Here is a 16,201-nt window from a genome sequence, read left to right as displayed (position 1 = left end):
TGCTGTGAGAACATCTCACGTGCGATCAGCATGAGCAGGCCCGTAGTCGAGATGCATAACGGACACATCACCAAGATTCATTTGAGAAGACACAAGTTTACTCAGCACAGAACGCGGGCCACAGTCAAGATACATGTCGACCCCGGCATCCTGAGCGACCTTGAGACTGTTACGGAAGTCAAATTGAGTGATCAGCTGAGCGGCAAGAAGACTCGGAAGCGCCTCAAGTGAATCAGAATCGACATATCCTCCGAATACCGATGAGACGACCGGCGTCATCGGAGCAGTCCAGGAGTACTGCTTAAGGCGTTCCTCAAAAGGAGCGACCGCCTCGGCAAGAACCGCGCTATGGAACCCAACACCGATAGGAAGCAGTGTTGAAGATACACCAGAGCGCTTCAATTCCTCACGGCAGGAGATGACCAACTCGTGCTCTCCGGATACGACGACCTGTCGGGGACTGTTGATCACTCCCACCGAAATCGCCCCACGAGACGCGTGCGCGGCAACAGCACGTCGCACGACGGCAATTTGCGAATCATCATCAAGAAGCACTGCCAACATGGCTCCACGGCGATCTTGAGGGATATCTGCCACGCATTCAGCGCGATCAATGACCATTCGAAGGCCCGTCTCCGCAGTCAGAACACCCGAACATACCAACGCTGCATACTCACCAAGACTGTGCCCCACGAGAAGACTGGGATGCAGCGAGTACTCCTCCGCCATCAGAGCCCCACCTAAAGCGGCGGTGAAGATCGCCGGCTGAGTCACACAGGGATGCTCGATTGGAAAACGTGCATTGCCGCGCACTGCGTCGGTGAGCCGATAACCGCAGCGCTCATTAACGACCTCATCGGCCATTTCAATCAATTTTCCCGCGGAGGACGAGCCCTTCAGATAGGTGTCAAACATTGTAGATGAATGAGTCCCATGACCCGGGAAGAGGAATCCAAGCCCGCCGACAACGGATTGCGTGTCACTAACAAGCACTCCCGCCTGCCTTAATTCCCTGATCATGTCTTTTTCATATGCCTGGAGGTTGGCTTCCATGATACGCCCTTTCGCGCGTAGTACTGTTCTTCTATTCACTCACGCCGGACCTGGCGCGGCTCAACTGGGCGAGTCGAGGAATATTCGCCCATGAACACAAGTATGTTTTTCGATCTCCTTTCAGACGCTATTCTGACGCCCCCTGGGCAGGGCAATTACTGCAATGAGCGCCCCAGCCCACGCCACACAAGCCACTACCCAGCCTGCCTGATGAACCGTATCCATAAAGGCGTTGACAGCAGCCTCTTTAAAGAGGCCTTGAACAGTTTCCGGCATGTACTTCGCTACTGTCATCGCAGCAGTGATCGAGTTGTCTGCCTGATCGAGAGCCTGTTGCGGCATCAACCCGGACACCGCCGAATTCAGGGAATCTGAGAACTGAGAGGCGACAATAGATCCCAGAACAGCCACTCCAAGAGTTCCCCCGATTTCGCGGGTGGTGTCATTCATGGCGGAAGCAGCCCCGACTTGATCCTTACGTACCACGCCCATGATTGCACTCGTCGCAGGCGCTTGGACTAGCGCAAGACCAGCAGCCATGATCACCATCGCAGGAACGATCATCTGCCAGTACGCAGAATCAGCCTCCAGGACTGTAACTCGCCAGAATCCCAGGCCCATAATTCCCAGACCGACTCCGACGACCCATCCCGGCCCCAGCCGACGTGAAAGGACTGAAGCGATCGGCGAAACGACTGCCATCACGATAGCAAACGGCAAGGTCGCCACGCCGGCCATCAGAGCGCTGTAACCCCGCACGTCCTGGAAGTACTGCGTGATGATGAAGATGAATCCAAAGAGGGCGAAAAATGCTGCGGCGATCGACACGGCACCTGCGGAGAACTCCCTGCGGAAGAATAGACGGACATCAATCAGGGGGTGCGGCCAATACAGTTCCCAAGCCACAAGTGCAGACACACAGATGGCGCCAACAATGAAGGCCGTTGTCACAGATCCTGAGGTCCAGCCACGATGAGGACCCTCGATGATTCCCCACACCAGCGCCCCTACTCCGATGGCGGACAGAATAGCGCCCACTACATCAAACCGGGCCTTTTCGCTGGAACGGGACTCGGGCACCGCCACAAGCACGGCAGGAACAGTGATGAGAGCCAAGGGCACATTAACCCAGAAGATTGACTCCCATGAAAAGTGCTCCAACAGAAGACCGCCAAGGATTGGCCCCAGGGCGATCCCAAGCCCGGAAGTTGCCGCCCATAGTCCGACTGCCAGGCCCTTTCGTGAAGAACCTTCAAAGGTAGTCATGATGAGTGAGAGCGTGGCGGGATAGACGAGTGCAGCGCATACGCCAAGCAGCGCACGGCACGTTGTCACCGCATCCAAGGTGGTGCACAGCGCCGTTGCACCACTCACCACACCGAACGCGGCCAGCCCGATGACCAGAACACGCCGACGCCCAATGCGGTCACCCAGGTGGCCTGCAGGCAGGAGCAGGCAGGCGAAGGCCAAGGTGTACGCATCAACGATCCACTGCAGCCCAGTGGTTGATGCATTGAGATCACGAGCGAAGGTAGGGATGGCGACATTGACGATGGTGTTGTCGATGACGACCAGCAGTTCGGCCAGGCACAGCGCCGCCAGAGCTGCTGCACGAAGGCCACGCCCTCGACTCGGTGCGTCCGCGCGCCTAACGGGCGCCTGCGACACAAGCGGCGCCTGAGGCATGCCCGTCGACTGGAGGGCAGTAGGCGGCGGTGGAACAACTGAAGTCATGAGGTTCCTCGATTCGTAGAACGATGTTCCAGTAGGTTGTAACACTGTTCTACACTAGTGGACACTCGCTCCACAACCCCAACCCACCGACCGCCAGATACCGAGATGAAAGTTGGACACATGGCCTCCGATCAGCGCAAACACCCCAACAAGCGCACCTCAACCCAGCTATTGGCATCGAAAGTGATTCACGCCACGACGGAGCTGCTGGAGGAGAACGGCCCGCAAGCTGTCACTATCCGCGCCGTCGCCGCCCGCGCTCAGGTCGCCCCCATGAGCGTCTATAACCACTTCGGCGACAAGCAAGGACTGCTCCATGCCGTCGTCGAGGAACGCTTCGCCATCATGACGCGTGCCCTGCGCGATATCTCCGAGTACGATCCCCTTGCCCGACTCAGGAAGGCTGGCACGATTGTTCACGAGCTCATGCAGGCCAACCCGCGCTGCTACCAGTTCATGTGGACCACCCAACCAGGACCTGAAGCCCGCAACGCCTTCACCCAGCTGATTGAGATCGTCCGATACGGTCAAGCCGCCGGCGCCGTCATCGATGTCGATGCCCGCTCCCTCGCCAATGCGATCTGGGCCTGCGTCCAAGGCGCGTTCTCAGTGGAGTTCCTCCACGGAGCAGCGGAATCCACGTCCTCGGACCGGGTCACTCAGGTCAACTATGACGCTCTCCTGGACCTGATTGAACGAGGTGTCAGAACCTCGGACGATCACAGCACGTGACGGCGACCACCGCGAGCACGAGTCCGTCACTGCGCCGCCACTTCCCGTTCATGGCGGGATGCCCGTCCCGACCAAGGACCATGAATCCATCTTTGTCAAAGAATCGCACCGTAGAGAGACGGAAGTCCCGCGTGGGAGCCCCCATCGAGACGAAGGCCTTTGCAGCCGCCTCCTTGGCACACAAAAGCGCCACGAGTGCATGCGCATCATCAGGCAAGCGATCAGCGGGCATGACCAGTGCCCGAGCGACGTCGGCACTGAGCGCTCGATCGGGCTCCGCATCGATACCCAGCGCGCTCACCTGCGACCTCACCCCAACGGCTGCGGCACGCAGACCCGGACAGTGAGTAATAGAGCCGATCACACCCTCGGGCCAGCACGGCTCTCCGTGAGCCCCGGAGAGTACAGGCCCAGAAAAACCAATCTGCTCCATCGCATCATGCGCCAGTCGACGCCCTGTCGCGAACTCCGCGGCTCTCGTAGGGGACGAGCGCGCAACCCGAGCAGCTTCTCCGGGCAGAAGCGTCAATCGCGGATCGGATGGGAAGTCGTCGTCGCCCCGGGACTCGGCGCACGACACCCCTCGAGGGCACAGATCACCGAAGAGCAAGTCCTTATCTACCATTACTGAACTCTCGACGATCGCCCTGCGGGAACTCCGCCCCGTACCTGCGCCCCGACACCGCCAGTCCCCGCGCACCTGCGCCAGCGTAGCCGTAGCCGGGATCTCCACACCGGCGATTGTCGCGGGCCCGATCAGCGGGCTCATCGTGTGAGCCTCTGGATGTCACCCAGCGACGCGGGGCAGTCACGCTCGGCCAGGTCATCATTCTCCCCAGCCTACGCCGGGCGGTAGGTGAAACGGTCCCAGCCCAGAGCCTCGATGCGCTCAGCCATGCGTTCGCACATCCCGTCCCAGCCGGGCGCCACGACGTCGAACTCCCCGCTCGTCCCCTCGGAGCGGGCCTGCTGGAGGGCGTAGACCCGGGCCCCCGCCGCGTGCACCCGGCGGGCCACCTCGACGGCGTCGTCGGCCGTCACGTCCCCGGGCACCACGGTGGTGCGCACCTCGAAGTCGGGCCCGCCGCGGCCGGCTGCCTCGATGAGCACCTCCAGACTCTCCCAGGCCTTCGCGGCCGCGTTCGCCCGGCCGACCACCTGCCCGTAGTGCTCGGGCAGCGCCTTGATGTCCAGCCCTACCCAGTCGACTAGCCCGGACGCGATCATGTCCCACAGCCGCCGCGGGTAGGGCCCAGCCGTGTGCAGCCCCACCTGGAAGCCCATGTCGATGACCTCGCGGGCGGCGTCGGCCAGGGCGTCCTGGCGCAGCGCCTCACCGCCGGTGAGGACGACGCCGTCGAGCAGTCCCCTCCGGCGGCGCAGCAGGGCGCGCACCTCCTCCCACGCCACCTGGCCGGGCGTGCGGGCGGGGATGAGGGCCTGGTTGTGGCAGTAGAAGCAGTTCCAGGGGCAGCCCTGCAGGAAGACGGTCGCGGTCAGGTGGTCGGGCCAGTCGACCGTGCTCATGGGGACGAGCCCGGCGATCACCAGAGCATCAGCAGGGCAGGTCAACCGGAATCTCGTCTCCTCAGCCTCAGGCATCGAGGCCAAGAGCCGCCGCGATCTCATCAAGGCGGCGCGTCTTGATCTCACCGCGCCGCACCGCCTCTGCTTCCGCCTTCAGCGCGTACGCGTACTCCAAGTCATCGATGTAGGACTCGACGGCCTCACGCACGTAGAACGTTGCCGAACGACCAGTCTGGCTCCCGAGGTCATCGAGCCGACGCTTGAGATCCTCTGGCAGCCGTACGCTCAGAACTGCAGTAGACATGTTTACAGCATAAGTGCCAGCCATTCTCTTCACAACTATCACGGACATGGAGTCCAGACATCCCCGAGACAAGGCGTCGGGGCGTCCACCACAGAAACGAAGGACGCCCCGGCGCTTCGGTGACCCATTCACGAGCAAGCCTCGAGATGTCACCGGCCATAGACAACCGAGCGATGGCCAACATCGAGCGCGAGGATCACACAGCGCTCGTCTTGGATGTCGACGATCACCCGGTAGTCCCCGACCCGGAGCCGGAACATCCCCGTGAGTGGTCCCGTCATCGACTTCAGGAAGTCCCGCGGATCGTCAGCCCCCTGGATTTCCCGCAGCTTGTCGAACACACGCTTCCTGACACTGCGATCAAGTCGCTTCACGGCCTTCTCGGCACGAGGAGTGAACTCAACGATCCAGTCCGCCACCTACCCCTCCTTCTCCGTTGCGGGTCCCCTCAGGCGCTGACCGCACTCAGGCGCGAGACGGCCGGGCCGTGGCCACCGGCGGCGTCCTCGGTGAACATCTGCCGCTCCATGTACTCGCCCTTCTTGCCGATGTTGAAGGACTTCACGGGGCGGAAGTAGCCCATGACGCGCGTCCACACCTCGCACTCGACCGGCTCGGCGTCCGGGTGCAGCTCGGCGCACTTCTCGCAGGTCAGGTGCTCCCCGACCAGGTAGCCGTGGGTGGGGCAGATCGAGAAGGTCGGCGTGACGGTGATGTAGGGGGTGCGGAAGGCCGTCAGGCTGCGGCGCACGAGCTCTTTGCAGGCCTGCGCCGAGGAGATCTGCTCGTTCATGTACAGGTGGAGGACCGTGCCGCCGGTGTACTTGGTCTGCAGCTCCTCCTGCATCTCCTGGGCCTCGAAGGGGTCGTCGGTGTAGGCCACGGGAACCTGCGAGGAGTTCGTGTAATAGGGATTGGTCTCGGTGCCGGCCTGGAGGATGTCCGGGTAGCGCTTGCGGTCCTCCTTGGCGAAGCGGTAGGTGGTGCCCTCCGCGGGAGTGGCCTCGAGGTTGTAGAGGTGGCCGGTGGCCTCCTGGAACTCCACCATCTTGTCGCGCACGTGATCGAGGATCCGCACGCACATGGCGTGACCGCGCGGGTCGGTCAGGTCGTAGGCGTCGTGGGTGAAGTTGCGGACCATCTCGTTCATGCCGTTGACGCCCAGGGTGGAGAAGTGGTTGTCGAGCGTGCCGAGCCACCGCTTGGTGAAGGGGAACAGACCGGCGTCGATGTGATGCTGTATGACGGTGCGCTTGAGCTCGAGGGTGTCGCGGCCGATCTCCAGCAGACGGTCGAGGGCCGCCACGAGGCCGGCCTCATCGTCCGCGTGCAGGTAGCCCAGGCGCGCCATGTTGACGGTGACGACGCCGACGCTCCCGGTCTGCTCGGCGGACCCGAACAGGCCGTTGCCGCGCTTGAGCAGCTCGCGCAGGTCGAGTTGGAGGCGGCAGCACATGGAGCGGATCATGCCGGGATCGAGCTCGGAGTTGATGAAGTTCTGGAAGTAGGGCAGCCCGTACTTCGCGGTCATGGTGAACAGGCGCTCGCAGTTCTCCGTCTCCCAGTCGAAGTCCTTGGTGATGTTGTAGGTGGGAATGGGGAAGGTGAAGACGCGGCCCTCGGCGTCGCCGGTGGTCATGATCTCCATGAAGGCGCGGTTGATCATGCCCATCTCGTCGGCCAGGTCGCCGTAGGTGAAGTCGCACAGCTCGTCGCCGATGAGGGGGTGCTCGTCGGCCAGGTCCGCGGGGCAGGTCCAGTCGAAGGTGAGGTTGGTGAAGGGCGTCTGGGTGCCCCAGCGCGAGGGGACGTTGAGGTTGAAGATGAGCTCCTGCATGCACTGTCGGACCTGGTCGTAGGTCATCGAGTCCAGGCGGACGAAGGGCGCCATGTAGGTGTCGAAGGAGGAGAAGGCCTGGGCCCCGGCCCACTCGTTCTGCAAGGTGCCCAGGAAGTTGACGATCTGCCCGACGGCGGAGGAGAAGTGCTTGGCCGGCGCGGAGGCGATCTTGCCGGGCACCCCGTTGAAGCCCTGCTGGAGGAGGTTCTTGAGCGACCAGCCGGCGCAGTAGCCGGCGAACATGTCGAGGTCGTGGATGTGGAAGTCGCCGGCGCGGTGGGCGTCACCCGCCTCCTGGGAGTAGATCTGGCTCAGCCAGTAGTTGGCGATGACCTTGCCGGAGGTGTTGAGGATCATCCCGCCGAGCGAGTAGCCCTGGTTGGCGTTGGCGTTGACGCGCCAGTCGGAGCGGTCGAGGTACTCGGTGATGGTGGAGACGGCATCGACCTGGGGCCGTGAGCCGTGGGCGACGGCCGAGTCGGCGGAGCCGCGCGCCACGAGCTCGGGGTGAGCGGCGGCGAGATGCGCGGCGGTGGGGATCTGGCTGCTGTCTGACACGGTCATCTCCAGAGTGCTTCCGTTAACGAGTACCGACGCCATCATGGCGACGGTAGGCGCCGCTCCGACCCCCAGGGCGGGTGCCTGGAGCAACTACGCTGGTTCCGAAGCCTACAACCGAACCACACTCGTGCAACACATCATGTAGGTGCCAACCCCTTTGGTAACCACAACATATTGTGGTCAAGGCGACTTCGATAAGATTCATGGACGACCTCTTTCGGCATGATTGCAAGGCTCCCCGCCCCTCGATCCGGCATGTGTGGCAGATCACATCACGAAATGTCGGACGGCGCCGAGCGCGTGTCGCGGGCGTCGGTTGGCGCACCGCACCATCGATGTGTCCCCGGCCCGGCGCCCCGGGCCGCCGACGGCGATCGAGAGCCATCGGGCGCTGCGCCGGGCCGTGGCCCGCATCGACGCCTCCTTCCACGAACGCGTCGCCCTGGATCGCCTGGCGCGGCACGCCCCCGTTACCTGTCCCAGGTCTTACCCTCAGCAGGTCGGCATGGCCTTCTCGGAGGACCTCACCCGCGTCCGCCTGCGACGGGAGACCCGGGACCTGGGCGGGACCGGCCACCGCATCGCGCAGATCGCCGTCGACAGCGGCGTCCCGGACGTCAAGGCCCTCAACACGGCCTTCCGGCCGCACCTTCGGGCGCACGCCCCGGCCTTCCGTCGTCTGTTGACGGCCGACGCCGCCGCCACGGGCTCGGTCTTCCACCAGCAGCACTACGCCTCTCACCACGACGAGACGGTCATGCGGGCCCCGCGCACCTGGGCCGCACGCGCCACCACCGACGAGACGGCCCCCTGCGCGATGACCAGGGGATCGGATCCAGTCGAAACGCACAGGAGAAGTCGTTGGTATTACGGGCTTTCCTCTGCCGTCGATACCGGCGGACGACTCCTTTGCAACAGGTTCGGGCACGCCCCGCCCGAATGAGCCAAGGCCCGGGCGCTCGCCGCGTGCTGCTAACGGGTACGCGCACCGGCATGAGTCCTGCTGCATTCCACAGGCCCCGCAACCGCGCACCGCCGACCTGCGCGACGCTGGCCTGCGGAGCCCGGAGCGCCCGGGAGCGCGCACCGGTTCATCACCGTGCGCCATCGGCCCCGTGCGGTCGTACGCAGTCCCACCCGGTCGTACGTAAAACCGCGCAGTCGTACCCCTACCGCACACGGTCGTACCTGGCGTCGCGCGGTCGTACCTTAGAGGGGCTCTAAGGTACGACCGCGCGCCCCCGGGTACGACCACGCGACGCCAGGTACGACCATAAAGGACCCTGAGACACCGAACCACCGGCACCCGCCCCCCAACCACACCCTCACACACGAAGGGCCCTATCACGGTCGGACAAGCGGCCCAGTTCCCGCGCAAGGTCAGCCTCGATACTGACACGCGCCCGACCCCCGGCGGCTCGCCTCGCCCGCACCGGCGTGCGCCTCATCGTCGGCAAGGTCGGTATGGACCCGGGCACCGAGACCGGCTGCCGGACGCACGGCGCCCTGCACCGCATCTTCCCAACCGGCAACGCGGTCATCGCCGCCACCGCCGTCGAGGAGGTCGAGGACACCCAATAGCGCGACCTGGGGATGCCTAACGCTGCGGACCTTCCGAATTACGCATTTCGGCCCGCTCATCGTCTCCATCGACACCCACGGCAACAACCTGTTCGAGTGGCAGAAGATCGTCTACAACGAGCGCAAGAAGGCCGCACTGGCCAAACTCGAGAGCAAGGTTCGGTACATCGGATGAGCGTCGACGGCACCCGCCCGATCGTTCGGAAGGCCGCCGATGCGGGCGCGGCGGGCACGGACACGGCCGAACGGCTCTCCACCGGCACCATCGCCATCGACGCTCGCGCTCCCCGGCCGAGAGGTGGGCCGGAACCGGGCCTAGGACGCGAGACCAGACCGTGGGCGCGGGTCGCCCGTCTCGCCGTCGGCGATGCCGGGGACAGGGCCCCGGCGGTTCTGCCCGGCTTCTCCAGCTCCACGATCCGGCTCATCGTCTCCGCCTTCTTCACCGTCCGGGCGGCGATCTCCTCGGGACTGGGCGAGCGGCTCGTCCACCCGTTCGTCAGGGGCGGGTCCTCGGAAGCTCGACCCTCGCTCTGGCCTATGAGCTGGGACTGACGGACCTGGTGACCTCACGGCGATCCCGTCGAGCGCGGCGCGGTCGGGCTACGTGCACCCGGTCATGATGAGCGTGGCCGGAGCCCTGCATTCCTTGCGTCGGGCTGGCCCGACATGGGTCAACCGGGTGGCTGGATCATCCCGGCGAGGGTGCCGTGGCAACCTGGCTCCATGAGCACCGCAGCCTCTCCCGCCCCTGACTCCCATCCGACCTCGCCGGCTCGGCCGCGGCGCGGCCTCCTCCCCCGCTGGGCCTGCGCGATCCTGGCGGCCTGCCTGGCCCTGGCCGTCTTCGCCGCCGGTCCGCACACCTCGAGGGCGGACACCTCCTCCATCGCCGGCGACAAGGACCTGGCCAAGCAGGTCATCGGCCTCCTGCCCGACGACTACCAGGCCCGCGGCATCCACGTCTCCGTCATCACGGCCGACGGCGCCCGCCACGCCGGCATCGGCACCGCCGCCTCCGGCCAGCAGTACACGTCCACCACCCCCATGGAGATCGGCTCGATCACCAAGACCTTCACCGGCCAGCTCCTGGCCGACGCCATCGCGCGCGGCGAGGTCAAGGCCGGCGACCCGCTGTCCGCCCACCTGCCCGAGCTCGCCGGCACCCCGGCGGGCGAGGCCACCCTGGAGGAGATCGCCTCGCACCACTCCGGCCTCCCGAGCATCCCCACCCAGGATGAGAGCAGGTGGGTGCTGCGAGGAAGCGTCCTGGGGCTCAACCCCTTCACCGACAGCATCGACCAGCTCATCGACAGTACCCGTACCACCGAGCTGGGTGAGCGCGGCGAGTTCGCCTACTCCAACCTGGGAATCTCGCTCCTGGGCGAGGCCCTCACACGCGCCGCCGGCGCCGACTCCTGGAGGTCCTACATCACGGAGAGGCTCTTCACGCCCCTGGACATGGAGCGCACGACCCTCACCATCGGCCAGGCGGACATCCCCGACGACGCCATCCACGGCGTCCAGGCCAACGGGCGCCGCGGCCAGTCGGTCAGCGGCACGGGCTTCAACCCAGCCGGCGCCGGCGTGTGGAGCACCCCGGAGGACATGACCCGCTACGCCCAGGCGATCCTGGCCGGCACCGTCCCCGGCGGCGACAGCCCCCAGGAGCCGCGGTGGCCCGCCGACCTCATGGACGGCATCCGGCTGCCGGGAGAGAGGATCGGCTACACCTGGTACACCGACGTCGTCGACGGGCGCACGATCATCAACCACGGCGGCACGACGATGGAGTACATGACCCACCTGGCCATCGACAGGGAGTCGGGCACGGCCGTCATGGTCTACACCGACCAGAGCAAGGATGGAACCGCCTCCGCGCTCGCCGCGGCGCTCCTGACCGACGGCCAGAAGATCTCAACGGTGAGTGTGCCGCTGACGGCCGAGACGCTGGCAGAGATTGTACTCCTCGGCGCCTTCACCATCCTGGCGCTCGTCATGGGCCTGTGCACGATGGCCCGCGCGGCCAGCGCGCCCAGTCGCATGGCGGTGGTCTGCCGCGCGGCCACGCTCATCGCCTGCCTCATGGCGGCCGCGGCGAGCGGGCCCTGGATTTATCTGCCCACCTGGATCCTGGCGGTCGCTGCATTGCCCGGCCTGTACGGCGTCGTCCGGGGCATCACGCTGTGGACGCAGCTGCCCGCCCTGCCCCGGCGCCGGGCCTGGCTCGGCTGGATGCACGTGGGGCTGAGCGTCGCCTTCGTCGGCGCCTGCCTGGTCGTCGCCTGGCCCAAGGCCTGAGCCGGTCCGGGCCCGGAGCCTTCACGGCCGTTCTCGTCCCCCAGGTGAGGGAGCCGGGCGCGGGCCGGAAGGTACGGACGCGGCAACCTCCCGGAGAAGGACAGCGGACGTCGCCCCCCTCCTCCGGGACGTCGACCTCGTCCACCCGGAGGCCGAGAACCGACACCTCCGAGATCCTCCCGACGGTCGAGGAAGCCGACGTCGTCGCGCCTTTAACGTCGCGAACGTCCGGGCACCGCGGGAGCGCGGCCCGGGCGGAGCCTGTCAGCAGGCATGAGCCGGATATGAGGCGTCGCGCCACCTGCGACCGACCCGGCCCGCGGCAGGCAGCAGAGAACGACCGACGACGATCCAGACACCGCAAGGAGGGCACACCCCATGAGACCGATACCCCTCACCGCGCGGAAGGCGGGCGCGGCCCTGGCAGTACTGATGCTGTCGACCGCCCTGACGGCCTGCCAGCCACAGGCCTCCGCCGTCAGCGCCACGACACCCGCTTCCGCGCCCGCACCCACCGCCCAGGCCAGCGCCCCGGCGGATAACGCCACCGGCAGCTCCGGCTCCTCCCAGAGCGACGTTCCCCAGGAACTGGAGAGCTTCTACAGCCAGACCATCGACTGGCAGGACTGCTCGGACGGCACCTCTCCCTTCCAGTGCGGGACGGTCACCGTCCCCCTGGACTACGAGCATCCGGACGGCCGCACCATCACGCTCGCCCTGAAGAAGCTTCCTGCCTCCGACGGCGACGCCGAGCACGGCTCCCTGTTCACCAACCCAGGAGGCCCCGGCGACAGCGGCGTTGAGTCGATGAAGGACCCAGCTGCCATGCCCGAGGAGCTTCGAGGCGCCTACGACATCATCGGATTCGACCCTCGGGGAGTCGGACAGTCCACCCCAATCACCTGCTGGACCGACGACGAGATCAGGCAGTCCCTGACGGATCCCGGCAACGGCGACATCAGCCCGACGAACCCGCTCAGGGGCGTCACATCCAAGAACGTTCCGGCCCAGGAGAAGATCGACCGGGGCGCGGCCAACGCCGCCAGGTGCGCCCAGCACTCGGAGGTCCCCGAGCTGCTTGACCACGTCGGCACCCGCGACGTCGCCCGCGACCTGGACGTCCTGCGCGCCACGAACGGCAACGCGAAGCTGAACTACCTGGGTACCTCCTACGGGACCCATATCGGAGCCGTCTACGCCGACTTCTTCCCTGACCGCGTCGGACGCGTTGTCCTGAACGCGGCCATGGATCCGTCGCGGCACCGGACCGACAGCGACGCCGAGGTAGTAGCTTTCAAAGAAGGTGCCCTGCGCCAGTACGTCGAGCACTGCCAGGCCCATGATGGCTGCCCCCTGACCGGCTCCACGGACGAGGCGATCGCCCAGCTGACGGCCTTCGTCGACGGCCTGGACCAGGATCCCCTCACCGCCCCGGACTCCAGCATCACCGTCAACACGCAGGACGCCATCGGCATCGTCCAGCAGTACGCCGTCGAGAAACCGGACTGGGACGCGCTGACCGCCATGCTCACCCCGGCGATGAACAACCATGACGGCACCCTCATGGTGAAAGCGAAGCAGAACTCGGGTGAGGCGCCGCCAACGACCGTCGAGGAGGTGGTCAGCAGCGCCAACAGCGAGATCATGTTCGGCGCGGTCATCTGCAACGACTACCCGGACACGGCCGGCACCGTCTCCGACTGGGACGCTCAGGCAGCCGCCGAGAAGAAGAGCTACCCCTTCTTCGGCGGTACCTCGAACGCGATGGAGGCCTACTGCCGCGGGTGGGGACACCGGGGGCAGACCCCACCCCAGGAGACTCGCGCCGAGGGCTCCGACCCGATCCTCGTCATCGGGACCACGAGAGACTCCCGAACCCTCTACCCCTGGGCCCAGAGCCTCACCGACCAGCTGGACAACGGCCACCTGCTCACCGTCGAGGGCTACGGACATGGCGCCTCCGGCAGCTGTGCCGGCGCCGCCATAATCGACTTCCTCGTCAACGGAACCGTCCCAGCAGAGGACACCACCTGCGCCGCCGAACCCCGACCGGCCGCTGGCGGAGCCGCGGGCTGAGGGGCGAGACCTCCGCTGTCGCGATGACGCAGGGCGACGCAACCGCGAGCGCGGGGTGCTTCGGAGCCTCGGGGCCGCTCCCGGCGAGCTGCCGGGTGACATCGACCGGAGCCCCGACGTCCGCGCCCCCCGTCCGCCCGCATCCGTGCTCCCGGGCCCCTGGCGGGCTCCAACGGGCCCTGCCAGGAGGCCTCCGTGTCCAAATCTGCCGCAAAGAGGCTCACGCCTCTCGAACGCGCTCGATAGAACCGCGGAATCATGCGGTTTCATGCCGGCCGCTCGGGCCCCGCAGCGGCCTTTGCGGCAGATTCGGACATCGTCCTTCGTATCGACGACTGATGATCCGGTCGTACGCGACCCGCAGTGCGAGTGCGCCCGAAGCCTGGACCTGTACTGGCGCACCCAAAGGGTCATCCGCGAGCACCGCGACATTCAGGGGACTCTCTTCCACGCTGGCCGGATCACCGACGGCGCGAGCAGGCGCACTCCCATCGAGGCGGCGGCCGAGCGCGTAGCGGCGGGCGAGGATCTGTTCGCGGTGCGCTGCGGCCTCACCATCGACCTCGCGCGGCGGGGCATGGGCCAGGTCCTCCTGCCGACCATGTTCGCCCCCCGCCTGTTAGACCAATGCTTCGACCCTTCCAGGTGTACAGCACAGGGCGAAGGGGCGAGGTACGCGGCTCAGCAGGACAGGACCGCGGTCGACGAGCGCCGTCATCCGACGGATCGCGAGACCCGCGACACCCGCGACACCATGGTCACGCCCTGATGCTCCGCGAGCGCACGGACGCCGTCGCAGGCGCTGGTCTCGACCTTGATGGTCGTCATCCTGAGCATGGGATCAGTGCGTCGTGACTGGATACTCCACGCCGTGCCCGACCGTCGACGGCTCCATCACCACCATCTGGCCGCGGCTCGTGATCCCTTGGAGCTCCGGCGCGGTTCGCCGCTCCTTCTCGGGAAGGTTCACCGAGGCCATGAGCAGATCCGCCACGCGGCGGACCCCTTCGGCGTGAGCGTTATCCACGGCCCAATCGTCGAAGCTCACGGTGATGTTCTCCTCCCTCGTGATGATGTCCAGAGTCGCCTCCTTCTTCTCCATCCGAAGACGGACGTAACGCAGGTCCGACAGGGAAACGCTCCGCTCGATGCTCCCGTCCCCGGTGAGGGCCGACCGCGATGTGAGGAAGAACCGTGTTGGCGTAACACCGAGGTAACTGGCGGCGCCCGTCAAACGCCACTGGGAGACCTCGGCCAGGGCGAGGAGGGGCTCCTCGCGGGGCAGCGCCCATCTGAGGATGCCGAGGGCGCGATTCGACGCATCGTCCTTGACGACCTTGATACCCGGACTCAGGACGAGGGGCTCCTCATAGACCGTGCCGCGCAGACGGTCGACGTACTCGATCATGGCGCTCACCGCCCGGTCGACGCCGGACGAACGCCGGGATCTGAAGTCGCGAAGGCTCCAGGTCCGCCCGCTCGACTCGGCGGCGAGATGGCAGTGGGCGTCGAGCTGCTCGAGAACCCCGGCGATCAGTTCCATCGACCGACGACGCTCAGCCGGGATCTGCCTGGCGAGGTGCCGCATGAGCTCGTCGTCCCCGGCGGAGCGATGGTCGTCGGCCGCGATCTCGGCGGCTCTGAGCGTCTGGTAGCGATAGTAGGCGGTCTCCGCCATGACGAAGCCCTGGACGTCCGCGACGATCTCCTCGGCCTTGTCCCTCAGGTAGTCGCACCGATCGGCGTATCCGGCGTCGAGCGACTGCAGATGCTTGTCGAGATAACCGGCGAAGGCCCGGCGCTCCTTGTGCAGCGAGTCCTCAAGGCTCTTGACGCGGTCGAGGGTTCGCGACGTGACGGTTCCGACCTCGCGCGCCTCGTCAACGGCGCCGGCGATGGTGTCGTACAGCCCGCCGAGCCTGTTCCAATGATCCTCACGAAGGGCCCTGAGCACATCACGGGTCAACTCGATGTTCTCATCGACCTTGCTCGAGGTCGCGGTGAGCTGCGCGCCGATCGTCAGGAGGGCGAGAGCGGGGCCCAGGCTCGCCACGATGGTGCCCATCTGGGCACCCGTCGCCGGCGCCCAGCGAACGGATGCGGCGAACTTGCCGCCCCGGGTCAGGGTACCCAGGTAGTAGCCGTCTTTCGCAACGGTCTGCATGGTCCCGAGGTTCCGGATCGTCTCCGGCGCGAGCCTGACCAGCCCCTGGACGGAGGCGAGACCTCCTATGCCCTGTGCAGCAAGGTTCGCGGCGCCAACGGCGTTGCTCAGCGCGTGGACGACCTCGCGGTCGCCACGCCTCCCCAGCCCGAAGGGCTCGACCTCCAATCCCGCTGGCACGTGATCGCCGAGGAGGACGGCGACGCCGGGCTCCACTTCGAGAAGGGTCGCCTCCGCGCCTCGCGCCTCCAGCGAGGACCCACTCCCATTATTCATACTCATTACTACTCCTTACTTCCGCGGACGTCGTCGTCGGCTGTTTACGGAA

15 protein-coding genes are annotated in these 16,201 nt (G+C 66.0%); 7 read left to right on the top strand and 8 right to left on the bottom strand.

Going from position 1 to position 16,201, the window contains the following annotated elements:
• Positions 1-15 precede the first annotated feature (15 nt).
• Together W5W_RS15525 and W5W_RS0103465 are read right to left on the bottom strand one after the other, a co-directional pair.
• Complete coding sequence (locus W5W_RS15525; RefSeq protein ID WP_081486191.1) at positions 16-1,053, bottom strand: ACP S-malonyltransferase; 1,038 nt, start codon at positions 1,051-1,053, stop codon at positions 16-18.
• 120 nt (positions 1,054-1,173) lie between these two features.
• Positions 1,174-2,787 carry an MFS transporter gene (locus W5W_RS0103465; RefSeq protein ID WP_008732097.1) on the bottom strand — a complete coding sequence of 538 codons (1,614 nt, stop codon included), beginning with the start codon at positions 2,785-2,787 and terminating at the stop codon, positions 1,174-1,176.
• A gap of 120 nt (positions 2,788-2,907) precedes the next feature.
• Between W5W_RS0103465 and W5W_RS0103460 the strand changes: the two genes are divergently transcribed.
• Positions 2,908-3,519 carry a TetR/AcrR family transcriptional regulator gene (locus W5W_RS0103460; protein WP_008732095.1) on the top strand — a complete coding sequence of 204 codons (612 nt, stop codon included), beginning with the start codon at positions 2,908-2,910 and terminating at the stop codon, positions 3,517-3,519.
• Here the strand turns inward: W5W_RS0103460 and W5W_RS16905 are convergent.
• The 5 genes from W5W_RS16905 to W5W_RS0103440 form a co-directional block, all read right to left on the bottom strand.
• Positions 3,491-4,144: a 4'-phosphopantetheinyl transferase family protein gene (locus W5W_RS16905; protein ID WP_369423532.1), complete on the bottom strand. Its 654-nt coding sequence runs from the start codon at positions 4,142-4,144 to the stop codon at positions 3,491-3,493. The two genes, W5W_RS0103460 and W5W_RS16905, sit on opposite strands and share 29 nt — an antisense overlap.
• Positions 4,145-4,359: 215 nt before the next feature.
• On the bottom strand, positions 4,360-5,121 hold the full coding sequence (locus W5W_RS0103455) for an anaerobic ribonucleoside-triphosphate reductase activating protein (RefSeq protein ID WP_017194354.1): 762 nt from the start codon (positions 5,119-5,121) through the stop codon (positions 4,360-4,362).
• Positions 5,114-5,350: a type II toxin-antitoxin system RelB family antitoxin gene (gene relB / locus W5W_RS0103450; protein WP_008732106.1), complete on the bottom strand. Its 237-nt coding sequence runs from the start codon at positions 5,348-5,350 to the stop codon at positions 5,114-5,116. The genes W5W_RS0103455 and relB overlap by 8 nt, the downstream gene beginning before the upstream one ends.
• Positions 5,351-5,499: 149 nt before the next feature.
• Positions 5,500-5,769, bottom strand: coding sequence for a type II toxin-antitoxin system RelE family toxin (locus W5W_RS0103445; protein ID WP_017194353.1), 270 nt, complete (start codon positions 5,767-5,769; stop codon positions 5,500-5,502).
• A 29-nt stretch (positions 5,770-5,798) separates the two neighbouring features.
• On the bottom strand, positions 5,799-7,754 hold the full coding sequence (locus W5W_RS0103440) for a ribonucleoside triphosphate reductase (RefSeq protein ID WP_017194352.1): 1,956 nt from the start codon (positions 7,752-7,754) through the stop codon (positions 5,799-5,801).
• 313 nt (positions 7,755-8,067) lie between these two features.
• On the opposite strand from W5W_RS0103440, the gene W5W_RS0103435 reads away from it, so the two are divergent.
• The 6 genes from W5W_RS0103435 (at position 8,068) to W5W_RS0103410 (ending at position 14,478) form a co-directional block, all read left to right on the top strand.
• Complete coding sequence (locus W5W_RS0103435; protein ID WP_008732014.1) at positions 8,068-8,694, top strand: helix-turn-helix domain-containing protein; 627 nt, start codon at positions 8,068-8,070, stop codon at positions 8,692-8,694.
• Between the two features lie 494 nt (positions 8,695-9,188).
• Entirely contained in the window at positions 9,189-9,332 is a 144-nt protein-coding gene (locus tag W5W_RS0103430; protein WP_008732010.1) for a L+-tartrate dehydratase subunit beta domain protein, read from the top strand.
• 171 nt (positions 9,333-9,503) lie between these two features.
• A complete protein-coding gene (locus W5W_RS0103425) occupies positions 9,504-9,887 on the top strand; it encodes a hypothetical protein (RefSeq protein ID WP_008732007.1) in 384 nt (127 codons plus the stop codon).
• Between the two features lie 171 nt (positions 9,888-10,058).
• Positions 10,059-11,633, top strand: coding sequence for a serine hydrolase domain-containing protein (locus W5W_RS0103420; protein ID WP_008732005.1), 1,575 nt, complete (start codon positions 10,059-10,061; stop codon positions 11,631-11,633).
• Between the two features lie 378 nt (positions 11,634-12,011).
• Complete coding sequence (locus W5W_RS0103415) at positions 12,012-13,709, top strand: alpha/beta hydrolase (protein WP_008732009.1); 1,698 nt, start codon at positions 12,012-12,014, stop codon at positions 13,707-13,709.
• 268 nt (positions 13,710-13,977) lie between these two features.
• Positions 13,978-14,478, top strand: a complete 501-nt coding sequence (locus W5W_RS0103410; RefSeq protein ID WP_008732003.1) for a hypothetical protein — start codon at positions 13,978-13,980, stop codon at positions 14,476-14,478.
• Between the two features lie 72 nt (positions 14,479-14,550).
• Here W5W_RS0103410 and W5W_RS0103405 read toward each other — a convergent pair whose 3' ends face one another.
• A complete protein-coding gene (locus W5W_RS0103405) occupies positions 14,551-16,155 on the bottom strand; it encodes a hypothetical protein (protein ID WP_017194351.1) in 1,605 nt (534 codons plus the stop codon).
• Between the last annotated feature and the right edge of the window lie 46 nt (positions 16,156-16,201).

Source organism: Actinomyces massiliensis 4401292 (genome assembly GCF_000269805.1).
Classification (GTDB): Bacteria; Actinomycetota; Actinomycetes; order Actinomycetales; family Actinomycetaceae; genus Actinomyces; species Actinomyces massiliensis.
The sequence above is the reverse complement of the archived record's forward strand: the minus strand, read 5'-3'. Positions and strand labels throughout refer to the sequence as shown.